The 19818-nt window shown below is 63.6% G+C and carries 18 protein-coding genes and 1 pseudogene; 5 read left to right on the forward strand and 14 right to left on the reverse strand.

From position 1 onward, the window contains the following. Positions 1-22: 22 nt before the first annotated feature. From PM2_RS07460 to mobA, 3 genes and pseudogenes are all read left to right on the forward strand, one after another. On the forward strand, positions 23-292 hold the full coding sequence (locus tag PM2_RS07460) for a hypothetical protein (RefSeq protein ID WP_016713983.1): 270 nt from the start codon (positions 23-25) through the stop codon (positions 290-292). An 83-nt stretch (positions 293-375) separates the two neighbouring features. Continuing rightward, positions 376-729, forward strand: a pseudogene (locus PM2_RS31890) (Fic family protein); the annotation flags it as partial. 261 nt (positions 730-990) lie between these two features. Continuing rightward, positions 991-1575 carry a molybdenum cofactor guanylyltransferase MobA gene (gene mobA / locus PM2_RS31340; RefSeq protein ID WP_033740241.1) on the forward strand — a complete coding sequence of 195 codons (585 nt, stop codon included), beginning with the start codon at positions 991-993 and terminating at the stop codon, positions 1573-1575. 67 nt (positions 1576-1642) lie between these two features. Here the strand turns inward: mobA and PM2_RS07475 are convergent, their stop codons facing one another. The 5 genes from PM2_RS07475 to peaA all read right to left on the reverse strand — a co-directional run bounded on the left by PM2_RS07475 (position 1643) and on the right by peaA (position 7979). Continuing rightward, entirely contained in the window at positions 1643-3316 is a 1674-nt protein-coding gene (locus tag PM2_RS07475) for a fatty acid CoA ligase family protein (protein WP_028698872.1), read from the reverse strand. A gap of 139 nt (positions 3317-3455) precedes the next feature. After that, positions 3456-4577, reverse strand: coding sequence for a quinohemoprotein amine dehydrogenase subunit beta (gene peaD, locus PM2_RS07480; RefSeq protein WP_016713981.1), 1122 nt, complete (start codon positions 4575-4577; stop codon positions 3456-3458). A gap of 32 nt (positions 4578-4609) precedes the next feature. Beyond that, entirely contained in the window at positions 4610-4933 is a 324-nt protein-coding gene (gene qhpC, locus PM2_RS07485; protein ID WP_016713980.1) for a quinohemoprotein amine dehydrogenase subunit gamma, read from the reverse strand. 1 nt (position 4934) lies between these two features. Then, positions 4935-6365 carry a quinohemoprotein amine dehydrogenase maturation protein gene (gene peaB / locus PM2_RS07490; protein ID WP_028698871.1) on the reverse strand — a complete coding sequence of 477 codons (1431 nt, stop codon included), beginning with the start codon at positions 6363-6365 and terminating at the stop codon, positions 4935-4937. A 48-nt stretch (positions 6366-6413) separates the two neighbouring features. Then, positions 6414-7979 (reverse strand): quinohemoprotein amine dehydrogenase subunit alpha, encoded by a 1566-nt coding sequence (gene peaA / locus PM2_RS07495; protein WP_028698870.1) that lies wholly within the window; start codon positions 7977-7979, stop codon positions 6414-6416. A 448-nt stretch (positions 7980-8427) separates the two neighbouring features. Between peaA and PM2_RS07500 the strand changes: the two genes are divergently transcribed. Together PM2_RS07500 and PM2_RS07505 are read left to right on the forward strand one after the other, a co-directional pair. After that, positions 8428-9921 carry an aldehyde dehydrogenase family protein gene (locus PM2_RS07500; protein ID WP_028698869.1) on the forward strand — a complete coding sequence of 498 codons (1494 nt, stop codon included), beginning with the start codon at positions 8428-8430 and terminating at the stop codon, positions 9919-9921. A gap of 91 nt (positions 9922-10012) precedes the next feature. Next, complete coding sequence (locus tag PM2_RS07505; protein WP_028698868.1) at positions 10013-11326, forward strand: alginate export family protein; 1314 nt, start codon at positions 10013-10015, stop codon at positions 11324-11326. A 106-nt stretch (positions 11327-11432) separates the two neighbouring features. Here the strand turns inward: PM2_RS07505 and qhpG are convergent, their stop codons facing one another. The 9 genes from qhpG to PM2_RS07550 all read right to left on the reverse strand — a co-directional run bounded on the left by qhpG (position 11433) and on the right by PM2_RS07550 (position 19815). Further along, positions 11433-12725 (reverse strand): flavin-dependent monooxygenase QhpG, encoded by a 1293-nt coding sequence (gene qhpG, locus PM2_RS07510; protein ID WP_028698867.1) that lies wholly within the window; start codon positions 12723-12725, stop codon positions 11433-11435. After that, positions 12718-13395: a subtilisin-like serine protease QhpE gene (gene qhpE, locus PM2_RS07515; protein WP_028698866.1), complete on the reverse strand. Its 678-nt coding sequence runs from the start codon at positions 13393-13395 to the stop codon at positions 12718-12720. Before qhpE ends, qhpG begins: the two co-directional genes overlap by 8 nt. Further along, positions 13385-15118: an ABC transporter ATP-binding protein gene (locus PM2_RS07520; protein ID WP_016713973.1), complete on the reverse strand. Its 1734-nt coding sequence runs from the start codon at positions 15116-15118 to the stop codon at positions 13385-13387. Before PM2_RS07520 ends, qhpE begins: the two co-directional genes overlap by 11 nt. A gap of 3 nt (positions 15119-15121) precedes the next feature. Continuing rightward, positions 15122-17032: a sigma-54-dependent Fis family transcriptional regulator gene (locus tag PM2_RS07525; protein WP_016713972.1), complete on the reverse strand. Its 1911-nt coding sequence runs from the start codon at positions 17030-17032 to the stop codon at positions 15122-15124. Positions 17033-17250: 218 nt separating this feature from the next. Then, positions 17251-18102: a CsgG/HfaB family protein gene (locus PM2_RS07530; protein WP_016713971.1), complete on the reverse strand. Its 852-nt coding sequence runs from the start codon at positions 18100-18102 to the stop codon at positions 17251-17253. Positions 18103-18136: 34 nt separating this feature from the next. Next, positions 18137-18550: a curli assembly protein CsgF gene (locus PM2_RS07535; protein ID WP_028698865.1), complete on the reverse strand. Its 414-nt coding sequence runs from the start codon at positions 18548-18550 to the stop codon at positions 18137-18139. Beyond that, the gene (csgE, locus tag PM2_RS07540) at positions 18547-18942 is read right to left on the reverse strand and encodes a curli production assembly/transport protein CsgE (RefSeq protein WP_019097062.1); all 396 of its coding nucleotides are present in this window, start codon (positions 18940-18942) and stop codon (positions 18547-18549) included. The genes PM2_RS07535 and csgE overlap by 4 nt, the downstream gene beginning before the upstream one ends. Next, positions 18939-19466 carry a type II secretion system protein gene (locus PM2_RS07545; protein WP_028698864.1) on the reverse strand — a complete coding sequence of 176 codons (528 nt, stop codon included), beginning with the start codon at positions 19464-19466 and terminating at the stop codon, positions 18939-18941. The genes csgE and PM2_RS07545 overlap by 4 nt, the downstream gene beginning before the upstream one ends. Then, positions 19441-19815, reverse strand: coding sequence for a type II secretion system protein (locus PM2_RS07550; protein WP_016713967.1), 375 nt, complete (start codon positions 19813-19815; stop codon positions 19441-19443). Before PM2_RS07550 ends, PM2_RS07545 begins: the two co-directional genes overlap by 26 nt. Positions 19816-19818 lie beyond the last annotated feature (3 nt).

Here is a 19818-nt window from a genome sequence, read left to right on the forward strand (position 1 = left end):
TGGCATCGGTGGAGGAGCTGAAATGACACAAGCCCGCGATGCCAGCATCAAATGCCAGGTCCTGGAACTTGCCAAACAGCAGGGTGTTACCAGCGAGAAGGACCGTTTCAGTGATCTGGCAACGACCATTACCAACCTGTCGGGTGATGTCGTCAACCTTGATGACATCGAGAGAATGCTGGTAGCGCTCAAGAAGAAAGGCATTCTCACCAAGCGACAGATACTTGAGCTGGAAGCATGCTATCTGAACGAGTTGTCTGGCCATGACGATGGGCAAAAGATCAGCGCATGATGTTCGATCCATTCGACGATTTTGAAACCGCAGGCTACTTGCGCAATGTCTTCAAGCTGAAAGACCCCGCGCAAATCAAGAAAATGGAGCATCTGGCGTTTGAATCCAGCCTGGAAGACGCCATTTCCCTGCTGTCGAGCTGTCGGCACATTACCTACCAAACCCTGCTTGAGCTGCATCATCTCCTGTTTGCGGATTTCTACCCCTGGGCTGGTAAGGACCGCGCCGAGCTGGCACCGAGGCTTGCGGTATTCAAGGGAACGGATAGCGATCCTCGCCATACTGTTTTCTGTCCACCCGACCAGATCCGGCACTGGACATCCCACGCACTGATATTGGGCCAAGACCAGCAAAGGCTCAAGCAGCACCCAGGTGAGGTACTTGGGTTGCTGGCAGATGCTCACCCCTTTCTGGATGGTAACGGCCGAACGATACTGCTGGTTTTCATGGAGCTATGTCATCGGGCCGGCTTTGCCATCGATTGGTCTCGTACCACCAAGGACGACTACCTCGCAGCCCTGAGTACTGAAATCAATCAGCCCTCGAAGGGCCATCTTGATCAGTATCTGAAACCGTTTTTGGTGAAGCTCTCTAACAGAAAGCAATGGCCAGACGTTCTGGGCGCTATCAATGGGCTGGATGGACTGGATAAAGAGAACATCAGGCATGAAAGCCTGGACGACCCAGGGGTACAAGCGTTGTATCGTGGCTATCGCTCACTCCCCCCCTGCTCCACCCTCATCCTTGCCGGTGGCCGTGGCCAGCGCATGGGCGGCCGTGACAAGGGGCTGATCGAATGGAAGGGCGAACCGCTGGTGGCGCATGTGCAGCGGGTGGTGCGGCCACTGAGCGATGACTTGGTGATTTCCTGCAACCGCAACCAGGAGGCCTACCGGGCGTATGCCGACCAATTGGTCGGCGATGCCGAGGCGGACTTCCCCGGTCCGCTGGCGGGGGTGATTGCCGGGCTCAAGGTGGCGCGGTATGAGTGGGTTGTGCTGCTGGCATGCGATGCGCCGCTGGTTGACCGGGTGTTGATCGAGGATCTGCTGCGGTTGGCAGTGGCGAATGACAGTGCGGCGATGGTGCGCCAGGGTGGGTATTGGCAGCCGATGTTCAGCGTGCTGCCACGGCGGGTGCTGCCGAGGCTGGAGCAGGCTTGGGCACAGGGTGAGCGGAGTTTGCAGAGGGCCTTGCTGCGCGAGTCGGTTCAGGGGTTGGAATGTACCGAAAATGATTCCCGGTTGAGCAACTTCAATAGCCCGGAGTTGCTGAAAGGCTGAAGGCATCTCCCGCCTGTTCCGGCCTCTTTGCGGGCTTGCCCGCGAAGAGGCCGGAACAGGCAGTAAGTCATCCGGCAGACAATTCCTCGACACTGATCTCTCGCATCCTGAACTTCTGTACCTTGCCAGTCACCGTCATCGGAAACTCGTCGACAAAGCGGAAGTACCGGGGCACCTTGAAGTGCGCAATCCGCGCCCTCGCCCACTCACGCAGTTCATCCTCAGTGGCGGTATGCCCCGGGTGCAGCCGCACCCAGGCCACGATCTCCTCACCATACTTGCTGCACGGCACGCCAATCACCTGCACATCGGCCACCGCCGGGTGGGTGAAGAAGAACTCTTCCAGCTCGCGCGGGTAGATGTTTTCCCCGCCACGAATGATCATGTCCTTGCTGCGCCCGACAATGCGCACATAGCCCTGCTCGTCCATCACCGCCAAGTCGCCGGTGTGCATCCAGCCTTCACCATCAATGCTTTCTGCGGTGGCCTTGGGGTTGTTCCAGTAACCGAGCATCACGCTGTAGCCACGGGTACACAGCTCGCCTATCTCGCCACGCGGTACGGTGTTGCCGTCAACGTCGACCACCTTGTTCTCCAGCCGTGGCTGGGTACGGCCGACACTGGTCACACGGCGCTCCAGGTCATCGTCCGGCCCGGTCTGCAATGACACCGGGCTGGTCTCGGTCATGCCGTAGGCAATCTGCACCTCGGCCATGTGCATTTCGCCAATCACCCGGCGCATCACCTCAATCGGGCAGGTGGCACCGGCCATGATCCCGGTGCGCAGGCTCGACAGGTCGAATTCCGCGCGTTGCGGGTGGTCCAGTTCGGCGATGAACATGGTCGGCACGCCATACAGCGCGGTCGCCTTTTCCTCTGCCACAGCGCGTAGCGTGGCCAGTGGGTCGAAGGCATCGTTGGGGTAGATCAGGGTGCTGCCGTGGGTCATGCAGCCAAGGTTGGCCATGACCATGCCAAAGCAGTGGTACAGCGGCACCGGCACCACCAGCCGGTCGTGCTCGGTCAGGCCCAGGCTTTCGCCGACCATGTAGCCGTTGTTGAGGATGTTGCTGTGGCTGAGGGTCGCGCCCTTGGGGAAACCGGTGGTACCCGAGGTGTACTGGATGTTGATCGGGTCGTCGCAGCACAGTTGCGCCTGGCGCTCGGTCAGGGCCTCACGTCTGATTGCGTCGGCACGGGCCTGCAATTCATGCCAGGCCAGAAAACCTGATGGTGGTGCGGCCGCCAGGCTGACCACGCCGCGCAGCTCCGGAAAGCGCTCGCAGATCAGCTCCCCCGGCTGGCCTGTACTCAGGCCCGGTACCAGGCCCAGCAGCATGGCGTGGTAGTCGGAGGTCTTGAACGCGTCGGCGCAGATCACCCAGCGGCAGCCCGACTGGCCCAGGGCGTAGTCCAGCTCGCTGGAGCGGTAGGCCGGGTTGATGTTGACCAGGATCGCGCCAACCTTGGCACTGGCGAACTGGGTGATGCACCACTCGGCGCAGTTGGGTGCCCAGATGCCCAGGCGGTCGCCGGGTTGCACGCCCAAGGCCATTAGGGCGCGGGCGTGCTGGTCGACTGCAGCGGCCAGTTGGCGCCAGGTGTAGCGCAGGGCTTGGTGGCGGACTACCAAGGCTTCGCGATCGGGGAAGCGAGCGACGGTGGTGTCGAAGGCATCGCCGATGCATTGGCTGAGCAGGGCTTTGTCGGGGTTGCCCTGGGAGTAGCTTGGCTGGGGCATGGGCGCTCTCTTGTTGTTCTTGTATTGTTTTGACTGGCCTCTTCGCGGGACAAGCCCGCTCCCACAAAGAACCCACAAGATCCGAATGCGGTGCAGTCTTGTGGGAGCGGGCTTGCCCCGCGAAGGATCCAGCACTGAACTACCTGATGAACACCTGCGGCGTCGTAGTCGACATGTCACCACCCGGCAACTTGATGTTCTTCACTTTCTCCAGCGTATCCGGGTTGAACACCGCCAGGTCGTTGAAGGTGCCGCCCAGGTACAGTTTGTCGCCCTTCTTGTCGAACGTGACGCAGTAATAGGTGTGCTCCAGATTAGCCGCCTTGATCAGCTTGCGCTGCTTGATGTCGTATTTGGCCAGGCGGTTGAGCACGCCGTAGATCTGGTTCGGGTCCTTGGGCGAGCGCAGGCCGGTGAAGTACAGCTCGGTCAGGTCGGCGAACTCCTGGGTATGGGTCTTGCCGGTCTTCAGGTCGACGCTCAGGTAGCCGTACAACAGCTCAGCCTCGTTCGGGTCCTGCTTGGCATCCTTGAACTTGGCAATGGTGTACAACATCGAGAACTCGTGGCGCGGGTTCTGGTGCGGCCAGAAGTACAGCACGTCCGGGGCACTGTAGCCTTTGCGGTTCCAGTTGCGCAGCGGCAAGGCCACCGTGTACTTGCCGGTCTTTACGTCCATCTTGTAGATATCCGGCCCGGCAAAATACAGGGTGCCATCGTCGGCGGTGCGCATCAGGTATACCTGGCGCGGCATCGGGAAGGTACGTATCGGCTTGGCCTGCAGGCCATCGCCGGTACTGAACACCTCAAGCCGTGGTGGCTTGACCACGTAGTGGTCGTTCAGCATCTGGGTCGGGTTGACCGTGGCGTACACTTCCTTGCCGTCGGGGCTGATGGCGAACGAGTAGATCGACCGGCCCACTTCGCCTGCCACGCTGGACAGGTTGGCGTGGAAGGTGTTCTTGCAGGTGTCCAGGTCGATGCCGTAGATGTCACCGTAGTGGTTGTTCAACACATAGGCAGTGCGGTTGTCCGGCGCCATCATTGCGGTGCCGGGGCCGAACTTGTCGGGCATGACGCAGCTCTTGTACACCGTATCAGTGGCCACATCGACCACATGCAGGTTGTTCGGGTAGTTGGTCACGATCATGTATTCGTGGCCAGCCTTCAGTGCCGGCCCGGTATCGTCGGCCTGTGCCAGGCCGGTACACGCCATGGCGGCGATGGTGAGCGCGAGTGACGCGCAGCGTCCAGCTTTCATGCGGTTTCCCCTTGTCATTCTTGTTGGGCCGGTCACTTGTCTTTCGGGAACACAGTGCCGAGGTTGCGCCAGTCATCCGCCGAGTTGGTGGCCTGGGCGTTCCAGTTCTGATAGGTGCTCATCATGTCCGGCACCTGGGCCGGCCACCAGCAAGGGTCGGAGCAGCCATACAGGTCGGCTTCCATCGGCTGGCAAAGCGAGCTCACGCCACCAAAGGCGTCCACTTCCCAACCCGGGTCGGTGGTGGCCGTACAGCCGGCCACTGCACTCATGGCCATGACTTCTTCGACGCGGTCTTCGGCAGCGGCCTGTTCGAGGATGCGCGCCTTGTTGTTCAGGGGCTTCAAGTGCTTCATGTCAGTGCGCCTTCCGCGGAGTGATGTAGCGATCGATGAAGGCCGGGTTGGCGGCCATGATGCGACTGTAGACTTCGATGCCGAAGTCGACCCAGTCGCGCATCAGTTCGCAGTAGTGATACGTCGGGTGCTGCGGGTCGCCGTAGCGCGCATAGCTTTCGTGGTAGCAGCCGCCAGAGCACAGGTTGCGGATACGGCAGCTCTCGCAGCCGGTGTTGCTGCGGTCCAGGCGCTGCGACAGGAAGTCGTTGAGCTGCGCCTGCTTCACGCCCTGGTGCACGTTGCCGAAGGTCGGCAGGCTAGAGCCGGTGAAGCGGTGGCACAGGTTCAGCTCGCCTTCGTGGTCCACCGCCAGCATCTTCAACCCGGCGCCGCACGGCAGCGCCTTCTTGTGGCCTTCGTGGATGTCGGTGATCAGCTGGTGCAGGTTGGAGAACCCGATGTTGCGGTGCTCCAGCGCGGCTTCCAGGTAACGGCGGCCCAGCGCCTTCATATTGGCGAACACCTCGATCAGTTCGTCGCCGGTGAGGTTGAAGTCCGCCATATCGCCGGAGGTGACCGGGGCAAACCCAACCTCGGCAAAACCCATTTCGTTGAACAGGTGGTTCCAGATGGTTTCGACATCGGTGATGCCGCGGGTCAAGGTCACCCGCGCCCCTACCGGGCGGCTGGTGTAGCGCGACAGCAGCAGGTCGGCCTTGCGCCGCACCACGTCATAGGTGCCCTGCCCGCCCACGGTGATGCGGTTGCGGTCGTGCACGGTCTTCGGGCCGTCGATGCTGATAGACAGGCCAAAGCGGTGGGCATTGAGCCAGTCGATGATTTCTTCGGTCAGCAACGTGGCGTTGGTGGTCATGATGAACTCCACCGCCTTGCCCGCCTCGGCGAAACGCCGCTCGCAGTAAGCCACCATGTGCTCGATCAACGGCCGGTTGGACAGCGGTTCGCCACCGAAGAACACCACGCTGTAGCGCTCCTCGTTGGGCGATTCCTTGAGCAGCATCTCCACCGAGGCTTCGGCGGTGGCGGTGCTCATCTTCTTGCCGGCGGACGGTTTATCCAGGTCTTCCTTGTAGCAATAGGTGCAGCTAAGGTTGCAGCCGGTGTTGACGTTGAGCACCACGGTATTCAGCGCAGTGCGCTCAACCTGCCTGAGGGCGATTGCCGGGGTCAGCGGCGAGCCGTCGCTGACCAGCTCCAGCGCGATCAGCTCGCGCAGGGTGTCCTGGATATCGTCGCCGGCAAACTGCTGGCCCAGGCGCTGCATCAGCTCCTCGGCCGAACAACCTTGCTGGCGCAAGGCGTCGATGATGCTACCGGTCACGGCATCTGTGGCAAACAGCGAGCTGCTGGGAATATGGAACAGCATGCGGTCGGCATCGACCTGCACTTCATGCAGGTTGCGTTCGACCAGGTTCAGTAGTGCGCCCATGGCGACCTCCCGATAATCGATCCGTTGGAAAACCGTTGCGCCGTGCCGTTACGGCAGCGGCGGGTTGTTCCAGCGCTGAACGGTGACGATCATGTGCCCTTCGCCAGTCTGGCCACCGTCGGCCAGGGTGGCGATGACCTTCAGGTTACCGGCGTTGTTGGTCATCATCTTGCGCTCAGGGTTGGGGCCGGCACCGCCTGGCACGAACACGCCATCGGCCTGCATCCTGCCAGCGAACTTCACGTCCTCATCCTCGACCGCACGTTCGTTGAACGGCTCGACTTTCCAGGTGGCTGGCAGGTAGCCGATGCGCAGTGGCTGGCCGCTGGCGTCTTTACCCCAGGCCTCGGCTTCGAAACGGCCCTGCACTTTCGGTACCGAAGCACCGTTCTCGCCAATGCGGGCAATGGAGAATGCCGGCACGACCTTCACTTCCTCGACCTTGTCGTATACCGCCAGGTTTGCACCTTTGAGCGCGCCCACTGCCACCTCGCGCTGGCCAGGCTTGGCATCGGCGGCTGCGCGGGCCTTGACCCGCACCAGGGTCGGGGTTTGCTCCAGCACTTCGGTCACCTCCACCCCGGCACCCAGGTCGGGCTTGCCGTCCAGGCCGCTGCCTACCAGGGTGATCTCGCTTTCGCCGCCCGCCTTGATAAATGCCGGCTGTACGGCAAGCAGGCGTGCCTTGCCTTCCTTCACCGCAGTGAAGTCCAGGCCACGTTCATCGTGCTCGGCCTCGAACATGCGGCCTTTCATTTCGCCATCCAGTGCCGCGAACACCTGACGCAGGTTGGCGTCGCCCACCTTGACGTTGCCGCGCCATTCATAGCCGTTGTACAGGATTGCCGTGCCGCTGCCGTTGAACGGCGTGCCATCGGCATAAGCGCCCTTGACCTCCACCTTGAAGGTATCGCCCTGGTCGGCGGTGACGCTCATCACCCCGCGCACATCGCCCTTGGCCAGCATGTGCCCGCTGAAGGCCCATTGCCCCGGCAGCACATCGGCGCTCGGCTTGGCCTTCTGCCACTCGGCCCAGGCCGGGTTGTCCAGCGGGTAACGCTTGGCAAGTTCCGGTACCACCTGTTGCAGGGCAATCGGCAGCCAGTCGCGGTCACGCGCCTGGGCCTGGTATTCGAGGGACGGCCATTGGCCGAGGTGGAAGTTGACCAGGTGCTCCCATTCCTTGGCCGGGCGGCGCTGCAAGGCCACGCGGGCACCGGAGTGACAACGGCCACAGGTTTCGCTGAGCTGGGTATCGAAGTGCTCGACGGTGTTCAGCCGGCGTTCCATGGCGTAGCGCACACCATCGGTTTCGCTGGGCGCCAGACCCTGCTTGTCGGCCAGGTACTTGACCAGCGTGCGACGGTCGTCGTCGCTGATCTGCAGGCCGTGCATCACCTGCATGCGGGCGATGCTCATCAGCCAGCCTTCCGGCGTTTTTCGCTGGTGGCTGATGCGGCTGTAGTTATCGTTACCTTCGGGGATATGGCACCCCATACACTTGTTCTGCAACAGGCTCGGGCCCTGCTCGGCCGCCATGGCCTGGGTGCTCAGCAGCGCGGCGGCGACCAGCGCCAGTTTGCCCGCATGCCGCCGGAGTCGAGTCGTCTTCAAGGTCAGACCTCCACGGTTGTTGTTCTTATCGTTTTTCGCACGCTTTGGTACAGCAGGTGTGCATGTGGCAGTTGTGATACAGGAACTGTGCCATATGCTGCAAAAGCGTTGTCTTTCAGGCTTTTAGGCCGTTTTCTGGTCTTGGCCAGCATCCAGGATGGCTAATTGCAGCGTGCCATTTCGCGACAGGGTGTTTCATCCTGAGACAGGGCCTGCTGCACAGGCCTTCGCGGGCTCGCCCGCTCCCACAGCAATTGCGAAATGCCTGAGTACAGCCACTGTTTCACCACCGTCTCACAGCGTCTCAATGTGCAACAGCGCACACCTGCAATCACAGCCTTGCACCCAGGCAAAACCCAATGCCTTCAACACCTTGCGACCAATTGCCCACCTTGGCACGGCCATTGCGCCTGTGCCCGTCACACCCAATGACAAGAGGCACAGCCCCATGCTTTCTGAACTGCCCATCCTGCCCGCCACCCGCGCCTTTCTCGAACGCAAGCTGAAGATGCGCATCGGCGCCGACTGGCAGGAGGCCGCCAGCGGTCGCACCCTGTCGTTCCGTAACCCGGCCACTGGCGAAGTGCTGGGTGAAGTGCCCGCCGCCGAGGCCGAAGACGTCGACCGCGCCGTGCGCGCCGCACGCCAGGCCTTCGACGACTCGCCATGGAGCCGCCTGCGCCCGCGTGAACGGCAAAACCTGCTGTGGCGCCTGGCCGACCTGATGGAGCGCGACGCCCGCCAGCTGGCCGAGCTGGAATGCCTGAACAATGGCAAGAGCGCCGCCGTGGCTCAGGTGATGGACGTGCAGTTGGCCATCGATTTCCTGCGTTACATGGCCGGCTGGGCCACCAAGATCGAGGGTAGCACTGTCGAAGCCTCCATGCCGTTGATGCCCAACGACCAGTTCCACGGCTTCGTGCGCCGTGAGGCCGTCGGCGTGGTTGGCGCCATCGTCGCGTGGAACTTCCCGCTGCTGCTGGCCTGCTGGAAGCTCGGCCCGGCCCTGGCCACCGGCTGCACCGTGGTGCTCAAGCCAGCAGATGAAACCCCACTGAGCGTACTCAAGCTGGCCGAACTGGTCGACGAAGCCGGTTACCCGGCGGGCGTGTTCAACGTGATCACCGGTACCGGCCTTAATGCCGGTGCCGCACTCAGCCGCCACCCCGGCGTGGACAAGCTGACCTTCACCGGCTCTACCGAAGTCGGCAAACTGATCGGCAAGGCGGCCATGGACAACATGACCCGCGTCACCCTGGAGCTCGGCGGCAAATCGCCAACCATCGTCATGCCCGACGCCAACCTGCAGGACGCGGCTGCGGGTGCGGCCACGGCAATCTTCTTCAACCAGGGCCAGGTGTGCTGCGCAGGCTCGCGCCTGTATGTACACCGCAAGCACTTCGACAACGTGGTGGCCGACATCGCCGGCATCGCCAATGGCATGAAACTGGGTAGCGGCCTGGACCCGGCCGTGCAAATGGGGCCGCTGATTTCGGCCAAACAGCAAGACCGCGTCACCGGCTACATCGAGCTGGGTCGCGAGCTGGGCGCGACCATCGCCTGCGGTGGCGAAAGCTTCGGCCCGGGCTACTTCGTCAAGCCGACGGTGATTGTCGATGTCGACCAGCGCCACCGCCTGGTGCAGGAAGAAATCTTCGGGCCGGTGCTGGTGGCGATGCCGTTCGATGACATCGACGAAGTGATCGGCATGGCCAACGACAACCCCTATGGCCTGGGCGCTAGCATCTGGTCCAACGACCTGGCAGCGGTGCATCGGATAATCCCGCGTATCAAGTCGGGGTCGGTCTGGGTCAACTGCCACAGCGCGCTGGACCCGGCATTGCCATTTGGTGGCTACAAGATGTCTGGCGTCGGCCGTGAGATGGGCGCAGCGGCCATCGAACATTACACCGAGCTCAAATCGGTGTTGATCAAGCTCTGACCTCCTGCCTGTGCCGGCCCTTCGGGTTCACCCGCGAAAGGGCCGGCACAGGCAGCCCCAAAACAACAAAAAAAAAACCATGGAGCACACCATGAGGCACACTCTCGCCTGCACGCTGACCCTGCTGATCACCGCCCCCCTCACCCAGGCCCACGAGCTGTACAACCACAACGGCACCACCCTCAACGCCGACCTCGAAGCCCTGTTTGGCGTGTTCCACAGCGACGAAAGCTTCAACCAGGCCGGCAACCGCCAGCCCGGCAGCACCGCCTGGCAAGAGGGCTACGTCAAATACGGCCTCAGCGGCAGCCAGGCCCTGCCCGATGCAGGCGCATTCTACGGCGCGTTCAACCTGCTCAGCTCCGCCACCTGGGGCGACGGCGACGCCGCCGGCCTGACCCTGGGCGACGAACGCCGCACCGCCATCGAAGACCTTTACCTGGGCTGGCGCTCGGCCAACCTGTTCCCGGCTTTGGGCGAAGATGGCGTAGACATTTCTGGCGGCCGCCAGGTGGTGACACTGGGTGACGGCTTCCTCATTCAGGGCGACCCGGTGAACCTGGGCAAGGTCGACCTGGGCGCCAACTTCGACCGTGGCGGCGCTTACTACCTGGCCGCCCGTAAAGCCTTCGACCGCACCGCAGTCCTGCGCCTGGGCGGCAAACAAGGCTGGCGTAGCGACCTGATGTGGCTGAAGTCCGACAACCACTACCAGGCCGACACGTCGCTGGCAGTAGCCAACCTGGAACACGTCGCCGACGCCGGCACCGTGGGCCTCAGTTGGATACGCGGGCTGGACGTTGACCAGCGCTACGCGCAGATCATGGGCCTGGAGCACCGCGACGGCATGGACACCGCCAGCCTGCGCGGGCGCGGTAACCTGGGCGTGAAAGACCTGGAACTGGCCGCCGAATACGTGACCCAGGACAAGACCGGCGGGCGCGAGAATGCCTGGTACCTGGAGGGCAACTGGACGTTCTCCGAGCGCCCCTGGTCGCCTACCGCCACCTACCGCTACAGCCGCTTTTCCGAAGGTTTCGACCCACTGTTCTATGGACTGAGCCGGGGTTATGGCACCTGGTTCCAGGGTGAAGTGGCGGCCAACTATGCCGGACCGTTCAACAAGAACAGCCAGGTGCACCACGTGGCGCTCAAAGGCAAGCCACGGGATAACCTGACCGTGGGCGCGCTGTACTTCGACTTCGACACGCAGGACACCGACCAGGGCAACCTCGGCGGGCGGGAGCTGGACCTGTATGTGGAATGGATGGTCAACGACCACCTGCTGATCAGCCCACTGGTGGGGTTCTACAAGCCGGAGCGCAGTGCGGACAATGGCGGCACGCAGCTGGGTAGCCGGGATACCGGCGCCTATATGCAACTGATTGTCGGCACCTTCTTCTGACTCAAGGCCCTATCGCAGGCAAGCCAGCTACCACAGGTACTGCACAAAGCCTGAGCCTTGTGCAGTACCTGTGGTAGCTGGCTTGCCTGCGATAGGGCCGGCGATCTCACGCGAAACCTTGCTCTCGCAGCCAGTGCCGCACCATCACTTGCTGTTCATCCAGAAGACCTGGCAACACTACCTCAAGTGCTTGCCCGCCATGTAGCCTCTGCACGATAGGCGCCAACTCCACCCCCTGCAAATGCCAAACCCCCAACGGCTGATCCGCCGTCACCACCACCTCAGCCTCATCCACCCACCCATCACGCAGTACTGGCCGCCGCTCGACCCGCACTGCGCTCCAATCCGCAGGCACATGCAACGGCTGCGCATCCGGCCAACCTTGCCGCCGCGCCCAAAACGGCTGCCCTGCGCGCCCCTGCTCCTGCCCATAGAAATCCCGCCCGATCCGGGCAAAGCGCAAGAACAGCTGCTCGACCCGCTGCTGGTGAAACTGCCGCGCCAGCCCTGCGCGCTCGGGCTTGCGCAACAACGTATTGATAACCACCGGCGCCTGCAACGCTGAAGACAGTGACTGGAAAATCCCGTTCCCCGACAGCGGGTCAACGGCCATCGCCGCATCGCCGACCCGAATCCAGTCCTGCCCGACACATTCGCCGGCCAGAATTGCAGTGCTGCTGCGTGCATGCACCTGTGCCGGAACCAGCGCCTGGCCATCAAACAACTCGGCAACCAGCGCGCTGTAGGCTCGCCGCGCCACGCAGTATTCCGCCAACCCGGCCTTGCCCGGTAGCCCCGCCGCGTCAAGGGTGACTTGCCAGTAACAGCGGCCATCCTCCAACCGCGCCATCCACGCCCAGCCATCCTCCAGGCTTTCCACCGCCGACGCAGGCGCCCCCGGGCTACCCTGCCACACATTGAGCAGGCTGACCGTTTCCGGTCCGCGCAGCCGGTCCGGCGCCAGTGGTGCCTGACGGCCTCGGGCTTCGACGAGGAAGTCAGCCATCAGCACCTGCCCATCGTCCAGGCGCACGTGATGACCGCCCTCGTGCATAACCTCGCGCACCCGCCCCTCGACCACACTCACGCCAGCACGCTGAAGATCGTCGCGCAGCACCCGGTCAAAACGCTGTCGATCCAGCAAGAACTCCTGGTTCATTTGCAGGTGCTGGCCGTTCCAGTGCACCTGCCGGGTAGCCGGCATGGCCGCCTGGCTCAAGGCCCCACCAAGGCCTGCATGTCGCAAGCCCTCCAGCACCCGCTGAGAAACCCCTTCAACTGCCGCGAAACGGCGCCACTCCGACACCACCGCCACTGAGTAGCCCAGCCGGCGCAGGCCTATGGCCGTGGCAGCACCCGCTGGGCCAGCACCCAGCACCACAATGCGTGGTTCAGGCATGGCCAACACCTCGTCGCTCGGGGCCGGTATACGCCGCATTGCTGCGCAGCCAGTCATAAACCTGCTGGCGATCCATGCCCGGTTCGTCGCGCAACAACGCTGCAATCCTTCCGCTCAAGGCCGCGCAGCCCAGGCTAGCGCCCGCCCTGCCGCCCGTGCCCACGTAACCGCCAAAGTCCGCCTGCCGCGTACCCAGCCACGACCACTCGCCCGGAGCGCAGCGGGCATCGCCGGTCACCCGAATCACCCCGCTGTAGCTGGCCGGGTACACCGCCCCGCCTTGTGCCGGGCTGGATGCGCACAACAGCACACCCGCTGCCAACGCTTCGGCGCAAGCCTGGTGCAGCACAGGGCGGTCCTGCTGCAGGCCAAGGCTAAGGTTGACCAAGGTAACCCCCGCCTCCACCAGCCACAGCAGCGCGGCAGCCACCTGCAAGGCGCTGGTACTGGCCTGAGCACTGAACACCTGGGCCACCAACAGCGGCACCGGCCCAGCCTCACGCTGCACACCGGCAAGCACCGCGCTGCCATGCCCCAGCTGGTCGGGCAGCACCTCTCCTTCACGCAACTGGCCGTCTTCCAGCCAGAAACGGCGCGCAGCCAGCAAACCGTTGGCCTGCTCCGGCGAGCAGCCGCTGTCGATGATGCCAACACGCACGTCAGTGCCCATGTTTGATTGCCTCCTGCGCCAGCACCTGCAACTGGCCATCATGCAGTTGCAAGTGCAGGTCGGCATCGGCCAGTGTCGAAGCTCGGTGGCTGATCAGGATGCGCGTGCGGCCAGCGAAAAGCTGGTCGATGGCCGCGATCACTTCGCGCTCGGTGGCTTCGTCCACTGCGGATGTTGCTTCGTCCAGTACCAATATCGCCGGGGCCTGCAACACTGCCCTAGCGATGGCGATGCGTTGTTTCTGCCCGCCGGACAACTGCTGGCCACGTTCGCCCAGCAGGCCGTCCAAGCCCAGTGGCAGGCTTTCGACCAGGCTGTCCAGCCGCGCCAGGCGCACGACCCGTTCCAGCTCTGCACGGCTGGCTTCAGGTACACCGTAGGCCAGGTTCTGCGCCAAGGTGCCACGGAACAGCACGATGTCCTGGCTGACCACCGCAATGCGCCGGCGCAGCGCGGCCAGGTCCAGGTCACGCAGGTCGGTGCCATCCAGCAGAATGCGCCCGGCGTCAGGGTCGTAGAAGCGCTGTAACAGGTCGATCAGGGTAGACTTGCCCACCCCCGAGGCACCGCTGATGGCCACCTTCAGGCCACCCGGCACACACACCTGCACGTTGGTCAGTACGGCACCTTCGCGCCCTTCATGGGCAAAACTCAGGCCTTCAAGGCGCAGCTCACCGGGGCCATCGGGTATCGGCTTCGGGTTGCTCGCCGGGCGCACGGCCACAACCTCCTGCTTCAGCTCCATCACCCGCCCCAGGCTCACGGCCATGCGCTGTACCGCTACGTACAGGCCCAGCAAGCTCTGCACCGGGCCTACTGCCATGCCCATGTAGGTGGAAAAAGCGATCAGCGCGCCCAACTGCCAAGTGCCCTGGATCACCCACCAGCCGCCGACCAGGAACGCACAAGCGCGGCACCAGGAGGTGAGCGTGCCGGGGATGGCCTGGGTGAAGAACTCGGTCACCTGCACTTTCAGCAACTGGCGCATGTAGCCTTGCCCAAGCTGGTCCAGGCGCCCTGCCTCGCGGCCTTGCTGCCCGGACGCCTGAATGAACTTCATCGCCGGCAAGGTCTCGACCAGGAACGACGACACATCCGCCGAACACTCACGCAGGTTGCGCACTTCGCGCTCTACCTTGCGCCGCATCCAGCGCAGCCACAGCACTTCGATCGGTACCAACAGCGCCAACAGCAACGACAGTTGCCACGACAGCATCAGCATCAGCGCCACCGCGCCCACCAGGCCGATTACCGCCGACACCGCCGAGAACAGTGAATCCACGGCAAAGCGCTGGATCTCCGCCACGTCGCCGTCCAGCCGCGAAAGGATGTCGCCCATGCGCCGCCGCCCGTAGAACGTTGGCGACAATTGTTGCAGGTGGCGATAAAGGTCATCGCGCAGGGCGAAGAGGATGCGCCCCGACAGGCGCGTGTGCAGGTAACGGTTGACCCCGGCCAGCACCGTGCCCAGCAGGCCTGCGCCGATCATGATCGCCGCCATATGCCAGAGGGTCTGGTAATCCTTGGCCAGCAGCCCCTCGTCGATCAGCGTCTTGACCAGCCAGGGCTGCGCCAACGCCAGCAGCGATGCGCCCAGTGACAGGCCCAGCAACAGGCCGATGGCGCGCCGGTGCGGGCGCACGAAACCATACAGCCAGGCCAATGCCTGGCGCATGAGTACAGGGTCGCTGGACTCCACCAGCCTTGCGAACAGGGGGCCCATGGTTCAGCCGCGCAACTGTTTGAGCTTGCGGTACAACGTTGCCCGGCTGATGCCCAGGGCCTCGGCGGCGGCCGACACGTTACCCTGGTGGCGCGCCAGCGCACCGCGAATCAATTCCAGTTCGTTGTCCTTGAGGCTGCCGGAAGGCGCCGTGCCACTGGCCAGTTCTTCCAGCAAGCAGTCTGTAAGGTGGTCCAGAGTCAGCACCTGCTCGCCGTCCTCGCGCATGGCAAGCGCCGTGCGCACCACCATCTCCAGCTGGCGAATGTTGCCCGGCCAGTCGAAGCCTTCCAGCAAGGCGGCCAATGCCGGGTCCAGCGTAACGCCACGGGCATCGGACTTGTCCAGCAACCCCTGAATGATCGCGGCCAGGTCATCCCGCTCGCGCAGGGCCGGCAAGCGCAGCGACACGCCGTTAACCCGGTAGTACAGGTCTTCGCGGAAGTGTTGCTCTTGTACCAGGCGCTTGAGATCACGGTGAGTGGCGCAGATCAGCGCCACATCGATGTCCTGCTCGTCACCCGCGCCCAGCGGTGCTACACGGCGCTCCTGCAATACCCGCAACAGGCGCGCTTGCAAGGCCAGCGGCATGTCGCCGATTTCGTCCAGGAACAGCGTGCCGCCATGGGCCTGCATCAACCGCCCGACCATGCCGCCCCGGCGGGAACCTGTGAAGGCGCCCTCGCGGTAGCCGAACAGTTCTGACTCGATCAAGCCTTCAGGGATGGCTGCGCAGTTGACGGCCACGAACGGTTTGTCGGCACGCGGGCTGGCCTGGTGCAAGGCCCGGGCGACCACTTCCTTACCGGTACCGGTCTCGCCCAGCAGCAGCACTGGCAGGCCATTGCCCAGCCCTTGACGGGCCATGCGCAGGTTGCGCGCCAGGCGTGGATCGCCGCCGGCCAATGCATCGAGCGCGGGCGACGGCTTGCCGAGCGTCGGTTTGCTGCCTGGCGTACCACCATTTACCCGGCCATGGCGCGGCAACTGCAATGCGCGGAAGTAGAACTCGCCCTTGGCCGTTTGAACGCTACTCACCCCGCCCTGCCACAGGCGTGCAATAAACGCAGGTGAACGTTCCCCAAGCAGGTCTGTGCTGCGCCGGCCAATCAGCTGATGGCGCGGCACCTGAAGCAGTTGGCAGGCACTGTCGTTGGCGGCCAGCACTTCACCGTCCAGGCTCAACGCCAGCAGGCCGTGCCATGCGCTGTTGAGGTATTGCGGTCGGCTGTGGAAGGCCAGCACCAGTTGCTCCGGGTGGCACAGGCCGAACATTCGGCTTTCGATGTTGCCGGCCGCCAGCATCAGCGTCGAGAGGCTGTCTTGTGGCTGCGCCATCACTCCTTCGCGGGTGATGTCCAGCACACCGATCACCTCGCCACGCGGGTCGCGCAGGGGCACCGATGTGCAGGAAAACGGGCTGAGGCGGTCGAGGTAATGTTCACCGCAGTTGATCAATGTCGGCCGGCCTTCCACCACGGCGGTGCCGATGGCATTGGTGCCACGCAGCGATTCGCTCCAGCAACTGCCCGGGTGCAGATCACGCAGGCCCTCGCGGCTGAGCACGTGGGTCTGGCCTTCGATGGCCAGCACGTTGGCCTGGGCGTCACCGAGGATGACGATACCAGCTTTACCCTGGCGTGCGACCAGGTAGTCCAGTTCGGGGGTAACGGCGTCGACCAGCAGCCGGTTGCGCTCCAGCAGCATGCGCAAGTCGTGGCCCTGCTCCAGGCCCAGGCCGACTTGCTCGCCTTGCAGGCAATCCAGGCCATGGCCCAGGCTGCGGCGCCAGGAGGCATCGATTTCGTCGCGCAGCATGCCCAGCGGCAGCTCGCCCTCGCTGGCCAGCTTGAGGCGGGCCTGGCGGGATTCGTGCAGCGGGTCGTGGGCGTTTGTTATGAGTTGTCGCGCCATTTTCTACTCCGGCTGTGCCCCGCGAAGGTGGCGGGGAACGGGCTTGGGAATTTTCCGCAGTGTGCGGGAGAAATTCCTGGCCGTCATCAGGCTGGGGTAGAAGGTGGCATATGGTGACGTTAACGTAAAGGGACAGGAGGGGTGGGGGGGAGATGGACATTATATAGCCCGTACCGGCCTCTTCGCGGGCAAGCCCGCGAAGAGGCCCTCAAGGTGAATCACGGCTGCTGATTCTGGCTCAGGTACTTGTCCACCGTCCCCTTGCCCTCCCCCGCATCCCCCGCCACCTGCCACAACCGCCGCTCAATCCCCTGCGCCAGCAAATGCCCCACCGCCGCCTCGATAGCCGACAGCACGCACAGCTGCGCCGGTTCGTTGGTGGTGTACCCCACCTCGGCTTCCAGCAGCTTCTTGAACTCGATGAACTTGAACACCCCGGCACTGCGGCCAACCGAGTAGATGGTCTTGCTGGTCATCACGTTGGCCAGCACCTGTCCGGTGCGCACGTCTACCGCTCGCAGGTTCACGGTCACCTGGTCCACCCGGTACTCGCGTGAGATGTCTATCCCCAGGTAGCGGGCGCCCTCCCCGCCGCTGCGTACGTTTGTGTCGTAGGCGATGATGCCGCCCTCCAGCATCAGGTTGGCGGCCTGCAGCGGTGGCAGCTCGCCCATGATGTTTTCCGGTACATCCGGTTTTTTCTGCGAAGCACGGATGATCTTGCGCTCGGTCAGCAGGTTCTGCAGCCCTTCACGCTCCAGCACCACAAACCAGCCGCTGGCGCTCAGGGCGTCCATCAGCATGCTGGCTGCGCCCTGGGTGACACTGGTGGAGAACGAGCTGGCCGGGGTGGGCTTGTACTGGCCGGTCTGGTCGCGGAAGCCGTACACCACGGCCATCAGCCGGCCTTTGGGCCGTGGCATGTTGATCAGGTCGTAGTAGGTCGAGGCGCGCGGGGTCAGGGTCGGGGTTTCCGAGTCCTGTTCAGCCGACATGGGTTCTCGCAGGCTGCAACCACTTTGCAGGCCCAGGGCGGTGAGGATCAGCAGCGTGCTCAGCAGACGTTTCATGGTGTTCTCTCCCCAACATAAAAGCCCTTCCCTCTCAGGGGTTCAGGCCGCTGACCTCAATGATCGAAATTTCTCCTGTGACGCGATCGGTGACCTTGATACTCAAGGCCCCGGAATCGTCGATGACGTCGATGAGAAACGCATCGGTCGCCATGCTGCCGGTGCTGCCATTGCTGATGTTGTCCAGCAACTGCGACAACATCCGCGACTCCAGCTGGTTGCTGAAACGCTCCAGGGCCGTGGTGCCGGTAAAGGCCGAGGCACGGTCCTTGAGGTCGGGGTCGTCGTAGTCGTTCTGCGCCTGGGCGTTGTTCAGCAGCCAGGTGCCGTTGAGCGGGTTACCGCCAAAGGCCGGGTTGACTGGGGTGTACACCAGCTCGGTGGCCTGGGCAGCACAGGCGCTGGCCAGCAGGCAGGCGGCGATGCAGCGGGGTATGCGGTGGTTCATAGCTCGTCCCTCTCCAAGTCGGTGGTGTCCTGTAGCAGGCGTTGCAGCTTGCGTTGAATGATCTGCTGCTTGACCAGGTCGGCGGCTGCAACGGCCTCGTCTTTGAGCTCGGTGGTGTTCGGGGGCAGGAAGCGGCGGTACATGACCTCACGTTCGAACTCCACGGTGACCAGGCTGCCCCAGCGCGCATCCGGGCGTTCGCGTACCACCAGGTTGAAGTCCAGGCGGCTGGTGGCCCGCAGGCGGTCGGCGAAGTAGTAGTAAAAGTCGTGGCCGATGTGCGAGATGGTGTTGTCGACGATGAAGCCCTGCATCTCGTCCTCGCTCGAGGCCTTGGCCGAAGTGGCCAACACCAGCAGCATGCTCAGGCAGAGTGCGGCCAGGGTATTCATGGCGTGTCTCCCGGGCCGCTGTGGGTTTGCACGCCGTCGGCGCCTTCGCTGAAGGCCTGCTCGGCGACGAACTGCCAGTCGCTGTAGTGTTCCAGCCCTTCGAAACCGGTCCACTCGGCGCTGAAGCCACTGCGCTTGAACGGGGTGGCGTCCGAGCGGCTGTGCACACCCGTGATGCGGCCGTCGATCGAGCGCAGCAGGCCCCACTCGTCGCTGTTGGTAATGGGGTCGGGGTACAGCCTGCGAATGTGCCGCTTGGCCTGCGGAAAGCGGTTGTCCTGCAGCAAGTCGACCAGGTCTTGCGGGTACTGGGCCAGGCCCGGCGAGGCGCGGTAGTAGCTGCGCAGGGCCTGGGCGTACTGGCTGCCCACCCACAGCAGTTGGCGTTCGCGGTCGCGCTGGGCGGCGCTGGCCCAGAGCGTACCGGTGGCGGCCAGCGCCACGCTGCTGACGGCAATCAGCAGCAGCACGCCCAGGTAGGTGAAGCCGCCGTTGGCCTTACCATTCAGCAAAGAGGCTGCCATCACGCGCCCTCCCTGTGGCACCGCTCTTGATATCCGCCACGCCGCCAGCCACGCCTTCAGGCGGTGGCACCAGCTGCCAGGCGTCGCTGCGCTCGGTGATCGGGTCGACCGGGGTGTTGCGCAGGTAGCGCTGTTCTACCAACTGCTCCAGCGAATCCGGGTAATGGCCTGTGTCGCCGTAGTAGTGGTCCAGCGCCTCGCGCAGCACCGCCAGGCTCTGGCGCAGGGTGGCCTCGCGGGAGCTTTCCAGGCTGTTGAAGTAGCGCGGCATGGCGATGGTCAGCAGCGTGGCGATGATTGCCATCACCACCAGCAGCTCGATCAGGGTGAAGCCTTTGCTGCGTTTCATGGC

The sequence above is a fragment of the Pseudomonas monteilii NBRC 103158 = DSM 14164 genome (assembly GCF_000730605.1).
Taxonomy (GTDB): domain Bacteria; phylum Pseudomonadota; class Gammaproteobacteria; order Pseudomonadales; family Pseudomonadaceae; genus Aquipseudomonas; species Aquipseudomonas monteilii.